This window comes from Bradyrhizobium sp. BR 10289, assembly GCF_019455385.1.
Taxonomy (GTDB): Bacteria; Pseudomonadota; Alphaproteobacteria; order Rhizobiales; family Xanthobacteraceae; genus Bradyrhizobium.
This window is the reverse complement of record NZ_JACOFR010000017.1, coordinates 1-17508: the sequence shown is the minus strand read 5'-3', so window position 1 is coordinate 17508 and position 17508 is coordinate 1. Positions and strand designations below refer to the sequence as shown.

Here is a 17508-nt window from a genome sequence, read left to right as displayed (position 1 = left end):
GAAAGCGGGTGATCCAGTATTCCAGAGGCAGTCGTGATAGAGCCGAGGGAGGGCGGCGTACTGGATTCCCCGCTTTCGCGGGGAATGACAGCGAGCGAGAATGGTGCCTTACGCCACCGCTTCCTTGGCCTTTTCCGCGCGCTTGCGTTCGTTGGGATCGAGGTGCTTCTTGCGCAGGCGGATCGACTTCGGGGTGATCTCGACCAGCTCGTCGTCCTCGATATAGGCCAGCGCCTTTTCCAGCGTCATGCGGATCGGCGGGGTCAGGCGCACGGCTTCGTCCTTCGAAGTCGTGCGGATGTTGGTGAGCTGCTTGCCCTTGAGAACGTTGATCTCGAGATCGTTGTCGCGGGTGTGCTCGCCGACGATCATGCCCTTGTAGACCTTCCAGCCGGGCTCGATCATCATCGGGCCGCGGTCTTCCAGCTTGAACATGGCGTAGGCCACCGCCTCGCCCTGGTCGTTGGAGATCAGCACGCCGTTGCGACGGCCCTGGATCGGGCCCTTGTAAGGCAGGTAGTCGTGGAACAGGCGGTTCATGATCGCCGTGCCCTTGGTGTCGGTCATCAGCTCGCCCTGATAGCCGATCAAGCCGCGGGTCGGCGCGTAGAACACCAGGCGCAGGCGGTTGCCGCCGGACGGCTTCATCTCGATCAGCTCGGACTTGCGCTCGCTCATCTTCTGCACGACGACGCCGGAATGCTCCTCGTCGACGTCGATCACGACCTCCTCGATCGGCTCCAGGGTCTGACCGGTGGCTTCGTCCTTCTGGAACACGACGCGCGGACGTGACACCGAGAGCTCAAAGCCTTCGCGGCGCATGGTCTCGATCAGAATCGCGAGCTGTAATTCGCCGCGGCCCGATACTTCCATCGCGTCCTTGTCCTGGGACTCGACAACGCGCAGCGCGACATTGCCTTCGGCCTCGCGGAGCAGGCGGTCGCGGATCAGGCGACTGGTGACCTTGTCGCCCTCGGTGCCGGCGAGCGGCGAGTTGTTGACGATGAAGGTCATCGACACGGTCGGCGGATCGATCGGCTGCGCCTGCAGCGGGGTCTCGACGGCGGGATCGCAGAAGGTGTCGGCCACGGTGCCCTTGGTGAGGCCCGCGATGGCGACGATGTCGCCGGCCTCGGCGAACTCGACCGGCTGGCGCTCGAGGCCGCGGAACGCCAGGATCTTGGTGATGCGGCCGGTCTCGATCAGCTTGCCTTCACGCGACAGCACCTTGACCGCCTGGTTCGGCTTCACAGAACCCGACGCGATACGGCCGGTGATGATGCGGCCGAGATAGGGATTGGCCTCGATGATGGTGCCGAGCAGCCGGAACGGGCCTTCCTGGACCACGGGGGGCGCCACATGCTTGAGCACGAGCTCGAACAGCGGCTTCATGCCAACATCATGGGAGGCGTCGGGCGAGTTCGCCATCCAGCCGTTCTTGCCCGAGCCGTAGAGGATCGGGAAGTCGAGCTGCTCGTCGGTGGCGTCGAGCGCCGCGAACAGGTCGAACACCTCGTTGACGACCTCGGAGATGCGCGCGTCGGGACGATCGACCTTGTTGATGGCGACGATCGGCTTCAGGCCGAGCTTGAGCGCCTTGCCGACCACGAATTTGGTCTGCGGCATGGGGCCTTCGGCCGCGTCGACCAGCACGATCACGCCGTCGACCATCGACAGGATACGCTCGACCTCGCCGCCGAAATCGGCGTGGCCGGGAGTGTCGACGATGTTGATCTGGGTGTCTTGCCAAGTCACCGAGGTGCACTTGGCGAGAATGGTGATGCCGCGCTCGCGCTCCAGATCGTTGGAGTCCATGGCGCGCTCGGCGACCTTCTGGTTGTCACGATAGGTGCCGGATTGCTGCAGCAACTTGTCGACCAGGGTGGTTTTTCCGTGGTCGACGTGGGCGATGATGGCAATATTGCGAAGGTTCATGAGTGAGCTTCTTTGCGGTCGAACAATGGGTTAAGCGCGATCTCGCCGGTCGGACCGGGACCTCTTCTCGAAACAACGCTGGAAGACTGGAAACGGGGCGCTTTCCGCCCAAAAAGGAAGCCCGGCCATATCAGACCGGGCGCCCTGCGCGTTGCGGCGCAATATATGCAAAAACCGCCAAAAAACAATGCGTTCTTTGGGCCTTGGTTGACTGAATTTTGTCCGGGAATCTCCGGGGCTTAAGGGCGATCCGGCATCAAACCGGCCCTTGTTCGGGCGCCCTCGCGGCTCACCCCTGAGCCGCGTTGGGGCTCGCCTCCTCGGTCGGGTAGACCCCGCGGAGCACCTCTTCGAAATGCAATTTCACGGCATCGTTGCAGAGGCAGGCGCGCAGCCGCAGACCATCGCGGTTGCGGACCAGGATCGAGCCGCGCCGCGTGTCGAGCACGCCTTCCGCCCTGAACGACTGGAGCACGCGGCTCGCATAGCTGCGCCCCACTCCGAGCAGCGTCGCGAGCTGCTCATGGGTCAGCGGCACGCTGCTCTCGTCCCCGGTCCGCTCCATCGCCGCCAGGATCCATTTGGCCGTGCGCTGCTCGATCGAGTGGATCGCATTGCAGGCGGTGGACTGGAATATCTGTGCCAGCATGCAGTCGGCGTAGCGGGCAAAGACATTGCGCAGCGACAGCGAGCGCTGCTTGGCTGCTTCCAGCTTGGCGACGTTGATGCGCGCGAACGGCCCGCCGAATTTCACGCAGATGCGGGTATAGGCCGGCAAAAATCCCTCGCTGACGATGCCGCCGACTGCACCCTCCCGGCCGACCAGAATGGTCTCGACATCGCGGCCGTCCTCGTTGGGGACCAGAAACGTCGCAAGCGATGGCCCGCAGGGGAAGTGGACGATCTGGACATCGTCGCCGGGATTGTAGAGCAGGTGGTTCGCCGCGGTGTTCTCGACGATGACGTGGGGCGCCAGCAGGGCGTAATCGGCCTGGCTCAAGCGCCGAAGCAGGTTATTGGCCGGCCGGCTATCGACCTCGTTTGCCTTGCTGATACGCGCATCCATCGTGACCCCCCGCCATCTGCTCCCTACACTAGCGAGTTCCATCCAAACCTTGTGTGCACAAGTGGACAGACTGAAGAACTGTGATGTGGTGGGTTTCGTTCCGGGAACCCTCCGATGCGCTGGGCGCAGGCATCGTGTCGCGGCAGTCCTGATCCGAAAACCCTCACGCTCAAGATACGATCATGGCACCCGCACGTCCCGACGGCTCAGGCCCGCCTTCCGATGTTCTGATTGTCGAGGACGATCCGATCATTGCGATCGATTTCGAGGACCGTCTCATCGGATTCGGCGTGACGAGCGTGCGGACCGTCGGGTCGGTGGCGCAGGCGCTGGACGCGATCGCCAAGCGTGCTCCCGACTTCGCATTGCTCGACGTCGAGCTGATCCGCGAGAAGAGCTTTGCGATCGCCGAGCGGCTGGTTGCGCTCAAGATCCCGTTCGTCTTCGTCACCGGCTACGGCGCGGACGCGCGGATTCCGCCGCAATTCGCCAGCCTGCCACGCCTGCAGAAGCCCTGCTCGAGCGACGCGCTCGAGGCTGCGCTCCAGGCGCGGGGCACCTGACGACCTATTTGCCGGAGCGGATGCAGAGTTCGGCGAGGTCGGTTTCGACACCATTGAAGAAGGTGTCCGGAAGCGGCGGCGGTGGCGCTATCTGCTTGATCGCAAGGGCCTGCGCGGCGTCCGCCTGCTCCGACAACTGCAGAAAACGCTTCAGCGCTTTCGATCGGCTCTTGCCGGCGAACGCGTCCAGCTTCTCCTCCGTGGCATCGGCCGGATTGAGACGGAGCAGGGCCTCGTTGCCCGTGCCCAACGGAGACACCGGCCTCAGCTTGACGCGACTGATCAAATTATGACGGTCAAAATGCTCGAAGATCAAATCCAGGATCTTGGCCTGGCGCATCGGCTCTTCCATCGCCAGGTAGCGCTTCACATCCGCATTGCTCTTTAGGCTCTCCAATTCGGCGGCCCCTGCGAACGGGTGCTCCGAGGTCTGCCGGTCGATCAGCGCGGATGTGCCTTCCAGCATGCGCGTGCCCCATGTGATGAGGATGTCGCGGCCGCGCGGCTCGAGCTGGTCTACGGCAAGCCCCTTGTCCGTCACGCATGCCGGGTCGGCGCTTGCGCGCAGTGACTTGCCAAGCTCGGCAGTCAGTGCCTCGCCATAAGGCGACGCGAAGGCCTCGCGCACCAGCGTGGCTTTGTCTTTCGCTTTGTCCTGCGCTTTCTGCTGGATCTGCGCCCATGTGGGGGACCCAGCGCTCAGCAGAAGCGCGATGATGATAATTCGGCGGCTGAACAGCACGGCTTCAACTCGAAAATAGCTCGGACGACAATTGCAGGTCCGCGAAAATGCACGGTCCTGCAACTGTCGTCCGAGCCGGCCCGATGGTTCACCGCCATCGGCGCTGAACCGCGTGTTACGCGAGTTTCGGATCGAGCATCGTTGACCACAGCGCGACATCGGCGCGGTCGCGCAGCGTCACGGTCATCTGGCCCGAGGCGCCGTCAATCTTGACGTGACCAAAGAACTGCATGCCGGCCGAGGGCGGCAGGTTCTGGCTGTCCTTGCCCGGCGCCTTGACGAAGCGCACCTCGGGTCCAAACGTGTTGTCGAGCGCGTTCGGACCGAATGTACCGGCGTGCAGCGGGCCCGACACGAATTCCCAGAACGGCTCGAATTCCTGGAATTGCGCCTTGTTCGGATCGTAATAGTGCGCGGCAGCGTAGTGCACGTCCGCGGTCAGCCACACCGTGTTGCTGATCGGCGCCATCTTGATGAAGCGCAGGATGTCGGCGATCTCGAACTCGCGGCCGCGCACCGGGCCGTCGCCTTGGGCAATGGCTTCCGAGCCGCCCTTCGGCGTGTCCGGCACGACGAGGCTGATCGGCATGTCGGAGGCGATCACCTTCCAGGTCGCGCGCGAATTCAACAAGCCGCGCTTGAGCCAGGCGATCTGGTCGGGGCCGAGGAAGTAGCTGGCCGGGCCGTAAGCGGTTTCGAGATTGGCGCCGTTCGGGCCGCGATAGCTGCGTTCGTCGAGCACGAACACGTCGAGGTGGGGGCCATAGGAAATCTGGCGATAGACCCGGCCCGGCTCATTGATGCTCTCCCGCATCGGGTACATCTCGTGGAAGGCGCGGCCTGCGCGGGCCGCCAGCAGCGAGATGTCGCGCACCTTGTAGGCCGCCGGCAGCTCCTTCGACAGCGACCAGTTGTTGGTCACCTCATGGTCGTCCCACTGCACGAAGATGGGGACTTCGGCATTGAAGGCGCGGACATTCTCGTCGGTGAAATTGTATTTGTGCGCGGCGCGGTACTCGTCCAGCGTTTCCGCGACCTTGGCTTTCTCGGGGATCGTGACGTTCTTCCAGATCTTGCCGTCGGGCAGCTTCACCTCGGACTCGATCGGTCCGTCGGCATAAATGGTGTCGCCGGAATGCAGGAAGAAATCCGGACGGTGCTTGCGCATGGCGGAGAAGCTGACCATGCCGCCGTCATCGGGATTGATGCCCCAGCCCTGCCCCGCGACATCGCCGCCCCAGACGAAGCTGACGTCACGGCGGTCGGCGGGCGCCGTGCGGAAGCGGCCGACCACCGGCTCGCCTTCGATTGCGGTATGCGCGAGATCGCGGAAACGGACGCGATAGAAGATATCCTGCCCGCCTGGCAGGTTCTCGATCAGCATCTTTGCGGTGAAGTCGCTCTCAGGCAGCGCTGCGATCGGCGGCAGCACACGGGCATCCTTGAAGGATTCCGTCGTGGCGACCTCGACCAGCATCTGCGAGGGACGATCGGCACGCGCCCACACCACGCCGCCATCGACGCTGACGTCGCCCGACTGCACGCCATGGGTCACCGCCGGCCGGTCGGCCGCGCGCGAGAGGTGAGGCATCGCGATGGCGCCGAGCGCGCCCGCGCTGGTGGTGAGGAAGCGGCGGCGGGAGAATTTGATCTTCATGGGCTGGCTCGCTGGCTGTCCTGCGCGCAGGTCGCGCCGTGATTCCGGGCGATGCCGATGCATCGCTCCGGATGACAGCGGAGCTATATTGAGACAATGTGACGCAGCAATTACGCCCGCAAGCGCTTACGCGTTGCCGGCGGCCCTGAACTGCGCGCCGGCGCGTTGCAGGTTTTGCGGCATGCTGAACAGCACGGCCTTGCGGTCGGCAACCGCGGCGTGGAACTGGTCGAGCACGATGTTGATGGCAGTGAGCCCGCCCTCTTCGATGGCGCCGTGATCGAAACAGCGCAGCGTGTCGCGCAGGATCTCGTCGGCCTCGGCCTGCATCTGGTCGAGCTCCTCGGTCGTCTCGCTCTTGCGGGCCGCCGTGATCATGTCGAACAGCCGGTCGCGCAGATGGCTGTTGTTGTCGCGCTCGTCCTTTTTCAGATAGCCCGCAAACCACGCGCCGATCGAGCCCATGGCGGAGAGTGCCATCAGGCCCCACCAGATGTAATCGCTGTATTTGTCGAGGAAGGTCTTTTCCTCACCATCGACGAAGGCGGCGGCGCCCGGATGCACCGGGATCACCGCATCCTTGTCGGTGTCGGGCGTCTCGATCTTCGCGGCCAGTGGGAATTCCGTCACCAATTGCTGCCGCACGGCGAACAGCTGCCGCGTGAACGCCGCAATGGTGGTTTCGGAGATGCCCTTGCGCGCCACGATATGGTGCGAGAAGCTGATGGTCTTGACCTCGTCATCGGGGCGATCGGGCGAACCGCCGTAGGTGCCGGCTGGAATCTCCGAGGCCTCGTAGACCGGATGGTTCTGTGCGATCGCATCGGCGGAATCGATCGCAAGGAAGACCGGCGTGCCGCCTTCCCTGGCGGTCGCTGCGATCGCATCCGACGTGATCTTGCTGTTGACGGGGCCGGCGGCGAGATAGGCATCGGCCTTCTGCGTCTTGATCGCCTCGGCGGCCTCGTTGGCCGGGAATTGGATGATCTCGACCTTGGCGGGATCGACGCCGTATTGCTGCAGGATCACCTTGAGTAGATTGACGTTGGCCTGGGTGCGGCCGACCACGCCGACTTTGTGGCCGGCGAGCTGCGCGATCTTGGTGATCTTGGCGCCCTTCTTCTTGCCCTTGCCGGGCACCGACCACAGTACCACGACGTTCTTGCGCAAGGTCGCGACCGCTTGCGCGTTCTTGGGCACATCGACGTCGCCTCGCACGATGGCGAGGTCGGCCTTGCCTTCCGCGAGCAGATCGGCGCTGGCGGTGGCGCCATCGGTCTGGATCGGCCGCAGCCGCACCTGGCTCTTGTTCTGCGTGAAAGCCTGCGTCAGCGCCTGCACGACCTTGAGATCATCGCTGTTGGCCGGACCAACCGCGATCTTCAGCGTCACCGGACGCATCGCGAAATAATAGCCGCCGGCGAGCGCGCCGATGATGGCCAGCACCAGCGCCAGAGACACGAGCGCGGTCTTCCGCGCCGCGGATCGCGGCGAAGGCGGAGTGGGCGCTTCGGCCAGGTCCAATCCCCCGGTCATCGATCTCCCAAACAGGCGCTTGAGGCTCAGTTTCATCTTGGCCGGCGATTTACGCCCGCAATTGTAGCAAATTTGTTGTCCGGCGGGGTTACATCTCCGTCATGGTTAGCGGATGGACGAAATCCCGTATGGACCCGGAGCGTAAGCACGGTGTTAGGGTAAAGTTCCCCTGAAGGACGGAGGCGATCATGGCAGAGCGGCTGACGGCGGAGACACGCAAGCAGGCGCTGGGCGGTATCCCCGGCTGGGCCGAGGTTTCGGGCCGTGACGCGATCGGGAAAACCTTTGTCTTCAAGGATTTCAACGAGGCGTTCGGCTTCATGACCCGCGCGGCGCTGGTGGCCGAGAAGATGGATCACCACCCCGAATGGCGGAACGTCTACAAGACGGTGGAGGTGGTGCTGTCGACCCATGATGCCGGCGGCGTCACCGCCCTCGATATCGAGCTCGCCAAGGCGATGAACGCGATCGCCAAGCTGACAGCTTAGCTGACATTTGGCTGACATCTTGCGAGGCGCCGCTGCATCCCCATGTTGTGATCGGCAGGAGATGCGGCCATCGGCCGCGCTGAGCGGGGAGTTTATCGAACATGGCTGCCGAACACAGCGTCGGCTTCGAGCCGGCCGATCGGCTCGCGGAAGACCGTGAGAGCGTGCGCCGCCGCTTCTGGCGCAAGCTGAAGCGTGTCGCCGCGCAACTGCCGTTCGCCGAAGATCTGGTCGCCGCCTATTACTGTGCGTTCGACCGGCAGACACCGCGTCACGTCCAGGCTTCGCTGTTAGGTGCCATCGCCTATTTCATTCTGCCGTTCGACTTCATTCCCGACGTGATGCCGGTCCTCGGCTTCACCGATGACGCCGCCGTGCTCGCCACCGCCATCCGCATGGTCGCCAGCCACATCACGAATGAGCATCGTGAGGCTGCGCGTGCGGTGCTCAAGCGTGGGGTGGACGAGGCTGAGCAATAGCGGAGCCTCGTATTCCGCTGTCATTCCCCGCGAAAGCGGGGAATCCAGTACGCCGCGGCTTCTCGGCCAAGTCTCTGCTGTCTCTGGAATACTGGGTCGTCCGGTCAAGCCGGACGACGACAGTTTCATGCGTGGCGAGCGTCCGTGCAACGTCGCGCCGCCAACATCCTCACGGATGCAGGATCACCTTGCCCATGGCCTGACGGCCCGCGAGCACCTTCAGCGCGTCCGCGGTTTGAGCCAGCGGGAAGGTACGATCGACATGCGATGAAATCTTTCCATCCGCGGTCCACTTCACGAGCTTCTCGAGATTGGCGCGGTTCTTCTCCGGGTTGAGCCGGGTCCAGGCTCCCCAGAACACGCCGCGGATGTCGCAGCCTTTCAGCAGCGCGAGGTTCAGCGGCATCTTTGGAATCTCGCCGGCGGCAAAGCCGATGACGAGGAAACGGCCTTCCCAGGCGATCGAGCGCAAGGCTTGCTCGGCATAGGCGCCGCCCACCGGATCGAAGATGATGTCGACGCCCTTGCCGCCGGTGAGTTTGCGTAAACCTTCCTTCAGATCTTCCTTGCCGTAGTTCAGCGTCAGCTCGGCGCCGTGGGCCTTGGCGAATTCGAGCTTCTCGTCGGACGAGGCGCAGGCGATCACCTTCAGGCCCATCAGCTTGCCGAGCTCGCACGCGGCAAGGCCGGTGCCGCCGGCCGCGCCAAGCACGGCGAGCGTCTCGCCCGGCTTCGGGCTCGCACGGTCTTCCAGCGCATGCAGCGCGGTGCCGTAGATGATGATGATGCCGGCCGCGCGGTCATAGTCGAGATTATCGGGGATCTTGACGATCGATGCCGCCGGCAGCGCGATCTTCTCGCGCGCGCCGTTATGGCCGCAGGAGGCGACGACGCGATCGCCGACTTTCAAATCGGTGACACCGGGGCCGATGCTCTCGATCACGCCCGCGACTTCGGCGGCCGGCGAGAACGGGAACGGCGGCTTCACCTGATACTTGCCCTGGATCATCAGGATGTCGAAAAAATTCAGCGCCGCCGCCTTGATCGCAATCACGGCCTCGCCGGGACCGGCCACCGGATCCGGCACTTCAGTGAGCGCGAGATCGTCGGGCTGGCAATATTGCGAGCAGAGGATGGCTTTCATGGCGGCACCTGGAGCGTTTCGAGTGGAGTTATAGTTGGACCGGTTTTGCCGGATTTACTGAGGCCCGACAATCCGGATTCTTTGTCCGAGGCCATGCACTGGACTATCCTCGTCATTGCGAGCGCAGCGAAGCAATCCGGAGTCCGTCCTGCGGAAATAATCTGGATCGCTTCGCTGCGCTCGCAATGACGAAACAAGAAAAGGGAGGATCAAACGATGTTTGAAACAGGTCTGCTCAAGGACAAGCGCATCCTCGTCACCGGCGGCGGCTCGGGCCTCGGCGCTGCGATGGGGCGCCGCTTTCTCAGCTTGGGTGCCGAGCTCGTGATCTGCGGCCGCAAGCTCGATCGGCTCGACGCAACGGCGGCCGAGATGCGCGCGCAGACCGGCGGCAAGGTCACCAGCATCGCCTGCGATATCCGCGACGGCGCTGCGGTGGACGGCATGATGGATCAGATCTGGCGCGAGGCGCCGCTCGATATTCTCGTCAACAATGCTGCTGCGACCTTCATCGCACAGAGCGAGCATCTCTCCTTCCGCGCCGCGGATGCGATCCTGGCGCCGACACTGCATGGCGCGATGTATTGCACGCTCGCCGCCGGCAAGCGCTGGATCGACGGCAGGCACAACGGTGTCGTGCTCTCGATCCTCTCGACCTCGACCATCACGGGCCGCGCCTTCACGGTGCCATCGGCCATGGCGAAATCCGCGGTGCTGGCGATGACCAAAAGCCTCGCGGTCGAGTGGGGCCCGAAGGGCATCCGCACCGTCGCGATCGCGCCGGGGCCGTTCCCGACATCAGGCGCATCGGGCCAGCTCCGCCCCGAGGGGCGCGATGAGGGATGGACCGCGCGCAACCCGCTTGGCCGCACCGGCGAGCACAGCGAGCTTGCCGATCTCGCCAGCTTCCTGGTCTCGGACCGCGCTGGTTACATCAATGGCGAGATGGTGGTGATCGACGGCGGCGCGCATCTGCGCAGCTCCGGCGCCGAGGATCTGCTCGGCTGGACCGACGCGCAATGGGCCGACCAGCGCGCCGCGCGATCCCGGGGGCAGCCAAGCCGCTAACTGCCTTCCCAAATTGGACTTTCCCGGCTATCCCTGCTGCGGGGACAAAGCGCGGCCGGGCCATCTTCCAGTCACAATATTGAGGGAACCACTCCAGCATGTGGCGGGTGCTATCTTTGGCTTTGATGACTGGCGTTGCGGCGTGGGGAATCAGCGATTCCGCGCGGGCACAGACGGCGCAACCGGCGCCGAAGGCTGCACCAAAACCAGCAGCGCCGGCCGCCAATACGGGGGCAAAAACGGCCGCAAAGCCCGAGAGTAAACCTGCGACTTCGCCCGCGGCGGTTGCAGGTGGCGCCGAGCCGACCCTGATCGGCCAGTTCGGCACCTGGGGCGCATATTCGGCGACGCCCAACGGCAAGAAGGTCTGCTTCGCCCTGGCAAAACCCTCGTCGTCGAAGACCAATCCGCCGAATCGGCCGCGCGATCCCGCCTATGCATTCGTATCGACCCGGCCGGCGGAGAAGGTGAACAACGAAGTCTCGGTCATGATCGGCTATGCGCTGAAGCCGGGCTCGGAATCCTCGGTCGAGGTCGGCGGCGCCTCCTTTGCGATGTACACGCAGGGTGACGGCCTCTGGATCAAGAACGCGGCCGAGGAGGAGCGGATGGTTGAAGCCATGCGCAAATCCGCCGATCTCGTGGTCAAGGGCGTCTCGGCCAAGGGCACGGAGACGACCGACACGTTTTCGCTGAAGGGCCTCGCCCAGGCGCTCGACAAGATCGCCCAGGATTGCAGGCGGTAACGCCTGGTCGTTAAGGCTGCAGGCGAGAAGGTCGCAATCGGCGGTTCCGATTGCTATATAGGGGCGGTTCCAGATTTTTTCGCCGTCATGGATGCCCGGGTCGAGCCTGGACATGGCGAGTTTAGACAGCAGATCCCAGGCCCATCAATGCAACCGACGACCGAGCCGCACAACGCAATCCTGGTGGAGAAAACTCCGCTCGAAACCTATGTGCCGCCGGCCAAGCCCTCGCTGATCGGCCTGTCGCGCACCGAGCTTGCCGGTCGCCTCGGTGAAATCGGCGTCGCACCGGCACAGCGCAAGATGCGCGTGCAGCAGCTCTGGCACTGGCTCTACTTCCGCGGCGCCCAGAGTTTCGACGACATGACTTCGATCTCGAAGGGCATTCGCGCCGAGCTCGCCCAGCATTTCACGGTCGACCGTCCCGAGGTCGTGGCCGAGCAGATCTCCAACGACGGCACCCGCAAATGGCTGCTGCGTCTGCCGAGCGGCGACAACGTACAGAAGGCGCATGAAGTCGAGTGCGTCTACATCCCCGAGACCGATCGCGGCACGCTCTGCGTCTCCTCGCAGGTCGGCTGCACCTTGAACTGCTCGTTCTGTCACACCGGCACGCAGCGCCTGGTGCGCAACCTCACCGCCGGCGAGATCGTCGGCCAGATCATGGTCGCCCGCGATCGCCTGAACGACTGGGCCGATCGCGAGGACGGCACGCGCCGCGTCACCAACATCGTGATGATGGGCATGGGCGAGCCGCTCTACAATTTCGACGCGGTGCGCGATGCGCTGCTGATCGTCGGAGACAATGAGGGCATCGGCATCTCCCGCCGCCGCATCACGCTGTCGACTTCGGGCGTGGTGCCGAACATCGTGCGCGCCGGCGAGGAGATCGGCGTGATGCTCGCGATCTCGCTGCATGCCGTGCGCGACGAGCTGCGCAACGAGCTGGTGCCGCTCAACCGCAAATATCCGATCAAGGAGCTGCTGCAGGCCTGCCGTGACTATCCCGGCGCCTCGAACGCACGCCGCATCACCTTCGAATATGTGATGCTCAAGGGCGTCAACGATTCGCTCGACGATGCAAAGCTGCTGGTGAAGCTGCTCAAGGGCATTCACGCCAAGATCAATCTGATCCCGTTCAATCCCTGGCCCGGCACGGCTTATGAATGCTCGGATTGGGACCAGATCGAAAAGTTCTCCGAATACATCTTCAATGCCGGCTATTCCTCGCCGGTGCGCACCCCGCGCGGCCGCGACATCCTCGCCGCTTGCGGCCAGCTGAAGTCGGAGACCGAGAAGCTCAGCGCCCGCGAGCGCCAGGCGTTGCGCGCGATGGCGATGACGGATTGAGATGCGTGACTGCCCTACGGTGAGAGTGGCATCATGTCCCTGATCGGCCGCCTCATCGTCATCTTCATCGGCTTTCTCGCCGCCTGCTTCGTCGGCGGCATGATCGTCGTCATCGCGCTGCTGTTTCCAGAGTTCTCCGATCTCGGCGCCGGCCCTGTCGACCAGGGCGTGATCAACATCCTGCTCGGCTTCGGCTTCATCTTCGTCTCGGGTTTTGCGCTGGTACCGGCGGCGGTGATCGTCGCCATCACGGAGGCGCTCTACATCCGCAGCGCACTTGCGTATGCTGTCGGTGGCGGTCTCGTCGGGCTCGCCTGCTATCTCGGTCTCGTCCCGTTTAATCCGGACACGTTGCATTTCGAGGGCATTGTACGGCGTCACCTGGAGATCATGACCGGCGCCGGCATCGTCGCCGGCGTGGTCTACTGGCTGATCGCCGGTCGCAATGCCGGCGCCTGGCGCAACCCGCCACCCCCACGCCGGCCGCCTCCGCCGCTGCCGTCGAATTCAAGGCCGGAAGCTCGCTAGTTCATTCCGGGGTTTTCATCCCCGCCCCACTCCGCTAAACCGCGCGCCATGAACCGGACTGGACTCTTCATCGCCCTGGCGCTGTGGCTCGTGATCGGCGTCGTTTTCGGCCTCTATCCCGAGCTCGATCTCAAACTCGCCGCACTGTTCTTCGACCCCGCGACGAAGACGTTTCCGATCAAGCTGAACGAGTGGGCCGGCTTCGCGCGCGACGCTGCGATGTGGGTCTCTTGGGCGTTCGTGCTGCCGTCGCTGGTGGCGCTCGTGGTCAAGATGATCCGGCCCGACCGTCCCTTGATGGTCTCGGGACGTGCGATCGTGTTCCTGCTGGTCACCATCATCCTTTCGGCCGGCATCCTCACCAACCTCACCTTCAAGACCTATTGGGGCCGGCCGCGCCCGGTGGTGGTGACGCAGTTCGCCGGCGAGCAGCAATTCGTGCCGTGGTGGGATCCGCGCGGCGGCTGCGCGCGCAATTGCTCGTTCTTCTCGGGCGAGGGCGCGACCGCGTTCTGGACGCTGGCGCCGGCCGCGCTCGCGCCGCCGGCATGGCGGCCGCTCGCCTATGCCGGCGCGGTCGTCTTCGGCGCCATCACCAGCGGACTGCGGATGGCGTTCGGCGGGCACTTCTTCACGGACGTTTCGATTGCCGGTCTCGTCACCTTCGTGGTGATCTGGTTCGCCTACGCGCTGATTTACCGCTGGCCGCGGACCCAGTTCTCTGACGAGGCGGTCGACGCTGCCCTGACCAGCCTGAACATGCCCGCCTACCGGCTGCGCCAGCGCCTGTTCGCTCGCAAGACGGGCCCCGAGCCCTCGGTTTGAGCCATTAAATGCGTGCCGACCCCTGCGAAATTTGATATTCGCCCGGTCAAACCCGCCCTGACATCAGCCCCCGAGACCCGATTGGAAGCCCCATGACCACGATCCTGAAAAGCCTGCCCAAGGGTGAGAAAGTCGGCATCGCTTTTTCGGGCGGCCTCGACACCTCAGCTGCGCTGCTCTGGATGAAGCAGAAGGGTGCACGCTGCTACGCTTACACCGCGAATCTCGGCCAGCCCGACGAGGCCGACTACAACGAGATCCCGCGCAAGGCGGAGGCATTCGGTGCCGAGAAGGCCGTGCTGGTCGATTGCCGCACGCAGCTGGTGCACGAAGGCATTGCCGCGATCCAGTCCGGCGCTTTCCACATCTCGACGGGCGGCATCACCTATTTCAACACCACGCCGCTGGGGCGCGCCGTCACAGGCACCATGCTGGTCGCGGCGATGAAGGAAGACGGCGTCAACATCTGGGGCGACGGCTCGACCTTCAAGGGCAACGACATCGAGCGCTTCTACCGTTACGGCCTGCTGACCAATCCGTCCTTGCGCATCTACAAGCCCTGGCTCGACCAGCAATTCATCGACGAGCTCGGCGGCCGCGCCGAGATGTCGGCGTTCATGACGGCGCAGGGCTTCGCCTACAAGATGAGCGCCGAGAAGGCGTATTCGACCGACAGCAACCTGCTCGGCGCCACGCATGAAGCAAAGGATCTCGAGAGCCTCGACAGCGGCATCAAGATCGTCAACCCGATCATGGGCGTTCCGTTCTGGCGCGACGATTGCGCTGTGAAGGCCGAGGAGGTCGTGGTGCGCTTCGAGGAAGGCCAGCCTGTCGCGCTGAACGGCAAGACCTTCTCCGATCCCGTCGCGCTGTTCCTCGAAGCCAACGCCATCGGCGGCCGTCACGGCCTCGGTATGAGCGACCAGATCGAGAACCGCATCATCGAGGCCAAGAGCCGCGGCATCTACGAAGCGCCCGGCATGGCGCTGCTGCACATCGCCTATGAGCGTCTCGTCACCGGCATCCACAACGAAGACACCATCGAGCAGTACCGCATCAGCGGCATGCGCCTCGGACGTCTGCTCTATCAGGGCCGCTGGTTCGACTCGCAGGCGCTGATGCTGCGCGAGACCGCGCAGCGCTGGGTCGCGCGCGCCGTTACCGGCGAGGTCACGCTGGAGCTGCGCCGCGGCAACGATTACTCGATCCTCAACACCGAGAGCCCGAACCTCACCTACGCGCCCGAAAGACTCAGCATGGAGAAGGTCGAGGACGCCGCCTTCACACCGGCCGATCGCATCGGCCAGCTGACCATGCGCAATCTCGACATCGCCGATACGCGGACGAAGCTCGGTCTCTATTCAAAGACGGGCCTGCTGTCGGGCAGCGAAGGCTCGCAGATCTTCAAGCTCGAGAGCGACAAGGGTTAGCGCTTCTGCTGGTGTCCCGGACGCGATGCAGCGCGAAGCGGTGCATCGCAGCGCCGGGACCCATGCCACGTCAACCGCGTCGATAAAGTGGGCCCCGGCTCAGCAGCGCATCACCGCGTGCTGCGCTGCGTCCGAGGCACGAGACTATCAACTAAAAAATGGCCGGGATCGCTCCCGGCCATTTGCGTTCGTGCATGCCGTTACCGCGGCGGCGCGGTGCCGGGCGGGGGCGGCGGCAGCGAGGCCTGACCGCCGTTGAGCAGCGGCGTGATGTTGCGGATGGTGACACGCCGGTTAATCGCGCTCGGTCCTTGCGTCTGCTCCTTCAGATACTGCTCGCCGTAGCCCTGCGACGTCAGGTTCTCCGCGGGCACACCGAACTGCTGCGTCAGCAATTCGGCTGCAGCCTGCGCGCGGCGATCCGACAATGACAAATTGTCGACGTCGTTGCCGACCGCATCGGTGTGGCCTTCGATCAGGAACACGACACGCGGGTTGGCCTGGATCGCACGGTTGAGGCCGTCGGCGATCACTTGCAGTTTCGCCGCCTGATCCGGTGGGATGGTCCACGACCCCGTCTCGAAGTTGATCGTGTTGACGTCAATGCTCGGCATCTGCATGCGAACATTGGGGCTGTAGCGGATCTCGTCGAGCGTATAGCGGCGATCGATCCGTTGCACCGGCGGTGCCACCATCGTCTGGTAGATCACATCAGGCGGCGCCTCCTGGGCGTCGACGATGTAGCGATCGTAGGGAATGTTCACGACCGGCGGCGGCACGTCGACATAGAAGCCGCCGACCGACTGCGGGTCACGATAGCTGTTGTCGATGATGATGATCTCGCGCCCGCCGGGATCCCGGCGGATTCGCCGCAGCAACCGGCCGTCCGGACCGACCACGGTGACGATCTCGCTGCCATCGGGACGGACCACGACGGTGCGGGTATCGCCGCCCTCGTTGAAGGTCCGGATGTCTCGCGCGCCGTAACGGAAGCGATAAAGATCGTTGCCGCGGACATAGGCCTGCCCGCCCGGATCGCGGATGATGATGCGATCCGGTTCGGTGTAGACGGTGCGGCCACCTTCCACGGTCTCCTGCCGCTGGTTGCGGTAGTCGGCGATGGTGGCGCCGATCACGGCTCCGGCGACGACGCCTGCGCCGATCGCGAGCGGCGTCAGGTCACGCTGCTGCGGACGCGGCGGTGGCGGCAACGGTGCTGCGACGGTCGGTGCGGCTCGGAAGGCAGGTGCAACCGTCGGCGGCCTGTACTGCGCCCTGTCGGGCGGCGGCGCAGCGGCCGGCGTGCCGGGGACGACGGTCGGAGCTGCGGCGCCCGGGGGAGGCGTCGGCCGCGGCGGGACGCCCGCCTGCGGCGGCGCGGCCGGCGGAGCTCCGGCAGCGGGCGCTCCCGCGGCGGGCGGCGCACCGCCCTGACGTCCCGGCGGCGGCGTCACCGCGCCACCTGGGGCCGGTGTTGCTGTCGGCAGCGGGGTTGCGCCCGGTGCAGGCGTGGGGGGCGGAGCGGTCGCCGCACCCGGTGTTGCGCCCGGGGCCGGCGATGGCGATCCAGCCGCTGGAGGCGTGCCGGGACGTCCGCCGGGCAGCGGTCCACCAGGGCGGCCCGGCGGCGGTGCAGCGGGCGTATGGCCGGGAGCCGGGGTCGCCGTCGGCGCGGGCGTTGTTGTCGGCGCTGGCGTGGTTGCAGGTGTCGGTGCCGGGACAGGTGCATTCGGCCGAGCCGCGGGCGCTGCCGTCGGAGCAGGGGGTGTCGCCGTGGGCGCAGGCGCCGGCCGCCCTGCGGGTCCCGCTGCCGGGGGCGGCGGAGGTGTCGGAGTCGGATGAACCGCGGCGGGCGGGGGCGTCGGCGCATGCTGCGGAGCCGCAGCGGGAGGCGGCGCGGGCGTGTGTTGCGGCTGTCTCTTATACACATCTGACGCTGCCGACGACTAGT

Annotated in this window: 16 protein-coding genes; 9 read left to right on the top strand and 7 right to left on the bottom strand. The window is 64.9% G+C overall.

The features are described from left to right. Nucleotides 1–108: 108 nt before the first annotated feature. Both typA and HYH08_RS24770 read right to left on the bottom strand, forming a co-directional pair. On the bottom strand, nucleotides 109–1935 hold the full coding sequence (gene typA, locus HYH08_RS24775) for a translational GTPase TypA (protein WP_220012455.1): 1827 nt from the start codon (nucleotides 1933–1935) through the stop codon (nucleotides 109–111). Between the two features lie 289 nt (nucleotides 1936–2224). Further along, complete coding sequence (locus HYH08_RS24770) at nucleotides 2225–3001, bottom strand: Crp/Fnr family transcriptional regulator (RefSeq protein WP_220012454.1); 777 nt, start codon at nucleotides 2999–3001, stop codon at nucleotides 2225–2227. A gap of 182 nt (nucleotides 3002–3183) precedes the next feature. Here HYH08_RS24770 and HYH08_RS24765 point away from each other — a divergent pair, with 182 nt between their 5' ends. Continuing rightward, complete coding sequence (locus tag HYH08_RS24765; RefSeq protein ID WP_220012453.1) at nucleotides 3184–3564, top strand: response regulator; 381 nt, start codon at nucleotides 3184–3186, stop codon at nucleotides 3562–3564. A gap of 4 nt (nucleotides 3565–3568) precedes the next feature. Here the strand turns inward: HYH08_RS24765 and HYH08_RS24760 are convergent, their stop codons facing one another. The 3 genes from HYH08_RS24760 to HYH08_RS24750 form a co-directional block, all read right to left on the bottom strand. Further along, the gene (locus HYH08_RS24760; RefSeq protein WP_220012452.1) at nucleotides 3569–4306 is read right to left on the bottom strand and encodes a hypothetical protein; all 738 of its coding nucleotides are present in this window, start codon (nucleotides 4304–4306) and stop codon (nucleotides 3569–3571) included. Nucleotides 4307–4421: 115 nt separating this feature from the next. Beyond that, on the bottom strand, nucleotides 4422–5963 hold the full coding sequence (locus HYH08_RS24755) for an alkaline phosphatase D family protein (RefSeq protein WP_220012451.1): 1542 nt from the start codon (nucleotides 5961–5963) through the stop codon (nucleotides 4422–4424). A gap of 126 nt (nucleotides 5964–6089) precedes the next feature. Further along, nucleotides 6090–7535 (bottom strand): TAXI family TRAP transporter solute-binding subunit, encoded by a 1446-nt coding sequence (locus HYH08_RS24750; RefSeq protein ID WP_220012450.1) that lies wholly within the window; start codon nucleotides 7533–7535, stop codon nucleotides 6090–6092. A gap of 152 nt (nucleotides 7536–7687) precedes the next feature. On the opposite strand from HYH08_RS24750, the gene HYH08_RS24745 reads away from it, so the two are divergent. Further along, nucleotides 7688–7987, top strand: a complete 300-nt coding sequence (locus tag HYH08_RS24745) for a 4a-hydroxytetrahydrobiopterin dehydratase (RefSeq protein WP_220012449.1) — start codon at nucleotides 7688–7690, stop codon at nucleotides 7985–7987. A 101-nt stretch (nucleotides 7988–8088) separates the two neighbouring features. After that, on the top strand, nucleotides 8089–8466 hold the full coding sequence (locus HYH08_RS24740; RefSeq protein WP_220012448.1) for a YkvA family protein: 378 nt from the start codon (nucleotides 8089–8091) through the stop codon (nucleotides 8464–8466). A 169-nt stretch (nucleotides 8467–8635) separates the two neighbouring features. Here HYH08_RS24740 and HYH08_RS24735 read toward each other — a convergent pair whose 3' ends face one another. Beyond that, nucleotides 8636–9610, bottom strand: a complete 975-nt coding sequence (locus tag HYH08_RS24735) for an NADPH:quinone oxidoreductase family protein (RefSeq protein WP_220012446.1) — start codon at nucleotides 9608–9610, stop codon at nucleotides 8636–8638. A gap of 216 nt (nucleotides 9611–9826) precedes the next feature. Between HYH08_RS24735 and HYH08_RS24730 the strand changes: the two genes are divergently transcribed. The 6 genes from HYH08_RS24730 (at nucleotide 9827) to argG (ending at nucleotide 15557) form a co-directional block, all read left to right on the top strand. Continuing rightward, nucleotides 9827–10678 carry an SDR family oxidoreductase gene (locus tag HYH08_RS24730; protein ID WP_220012445.1) on the top strand — a complete coding sequence of 284 codons (852 nt, stop codon included), beginning with the start codon at nucleotides 9827–9829 and terminating at the stop codon, nucleotides 10676–10678. 98 nt (nucleotides 10679–10776) lie between these two features. Continuing rightward, nucleotides 10777–11424: an invasion associated locus B family protein gene (locus HYH08_RS24725; protein WP_220012444.1), complete on the top strand. Its 648-nt coding sequence runs from the start codon at nucleotides 10777–10779 to the stop codon at nucleotides 11422–11424. A 147-nt stretch (nucleotides 11425–11571) separates the two neighbouring features. Beyond that, complete coding sequence (gene rlmN, locus HYH08_RS24720) at nucleotides 11572–12774, top strand: dual-specificity RNA methyltransferase RlmN (protein ID WP_220012443.1); 1203 nt, start codon at nucleotides 11572–11574, stop codon at nucleotides 12772–12774. Nucleotides 12775–12807: 33 nt separating this feature from the next. Then, nucleotides 12808–13302 (top strand): hypothetical protein, encoded by a 495-nt coding sequence (locus HYH08_RS24715; protein ID WP_220012442.1) that lies wholly within the window; start codon nucleotides 12808–12810, stop codon nucleotides 13300–13302. Between the two features lie 48 nt (nucleotides 13303–13350). Then, a complete protein-coding gene (locus HYH08_RS24710) occupies nucleotides 13351–14127 on the top strand; it encodes a phosphatase PAP2 family protein (RefSeq protein ID WP_220012441.1) in 777 nt (258 codons plus the stop codon). A gap of 92 nt (nucleotides 14128–14219) precedes the next feature. Then, complete coding sequence (gene argG / locus HYH08_RS24705; protein WP_220012440.1) at nucleotides 14220–15557, top strand: argininosuccinate synthase; 1338 nt, start codon at nucleotides 14220–14222, stop codon at nucleotides 15555–15557. Nucleotides 15558–15757: 200 nt separating this feature from the next. Here the strand turns inward: argG and HYH08_RS24700 are convergent, their stop codons facing one another. Further along, nucleotides 15758–17485 carry an OmpA family protein gene (locus HYH08_RS24700; protein ID WP_502788720.1) on the bottom strand — a complete coding sequence of 576 codons (1728 nt, stop codon included), beginning with the start codon at nucleotides 17483–17485 and terminating at the stop codon, nucleotides 15758–15760. Nucleotides 17486–17508 lie beyond the last annotated feature (23 nt).

Coding starts and splice junctions, on each gene's coding strand:
- typA (WP_220012455.1), bottom strand. CDS start 1,935: ATGAACCTTCGCAATATTGCCATCATCGCCCACGTCGACCACGGAAAA.
- HYH08_RS24770 (WP_220012454.1), bottom strand. CDS start 3,001: ATGGATGCGCGTATCAGCAAGGCAAACGAGGTCGATAGCCGGCCGGCC.
- HYH08_RS24765 (WP_220012453.1), top strand. CDS start 3,184: ATGGCACCCGCACGTCCCGACGGCTCAGGCCCGCCTTCCGATGTTCTG.
- HYH08_RS24755 (WP_220012451.1), bottom strand. CDS start 5,963: ATGAAGATCAAATTCTCCCGCCGCCGCTTCCTCACCACCAGCGCGGGC.
- HYH08_RS24750 (WP_220012450.1), bottom strand. CDS start 7,535: ATGAAACTGAGCCTCAAGCGCCTGTTTGGGAGATCGATGACCGGGGGA.
- HYH08_RS24745 (WP_220012449.1), top strand. CDS start 7,688: ATGGCAGAGCGGCTGACGGCGGAGACACGCAAGCAGGCGCTGGGCGGT.
- HYH08_RS24740 (WP_220012448.1), top strand. CDS start 8,089: ATGGCTGCCGAACACAGCGTCGGCTTCGAGCCGGCCGATCGGCTCGCG.
- HYH08_RS24735 (WP_220012446.1), bottom strand. CDS start 9,610: ATGAAAGCCATCCTCTGCTCGCAATATTGCCAGCCCGACGATCTCGCG.
- HYH08_RS24730 (WP_220012445.1), top strand. CDS start 9,827: ATGTTTGAAACAGGTCTGCTCAAGGACAAGCGCATCCTCGTCACCGGC.
- HYH08_RS24725 (WP_220012444.1), top strand. CDS start 10,777: ATGTGGCGGGTGCTATCTTTGGCTTTGATGACTGGCGTTGCGGCGTGG.
- rlmN (WP_220012443.1), top strand. CDS start 11,572: ATGCAACCGACGACCGAGCCGCACAACGCAATCCTGGTGGAGAAAACT.
- HYH08_RS24715 (WP_220012442.1), top strand. CDS start 12,808: ATGTCCCTGATCGGCCGCCTCATCGTCATCTTCATCGGCTTTCTCGCC.
- HYH08_RS24710 (WP_220012441.1), top strand. CDS start 13,351: ATGAACCGGACTGGACTCTTCATCGCCCTGGCGCTGTGGCTCGTGATC.
- argG (WP_220012440.1), top strand. CDS start 14,220: ATGACCACGATCCTGAAAAGCCTGCCCAAGGGTGAGAAAGTCGGCATC.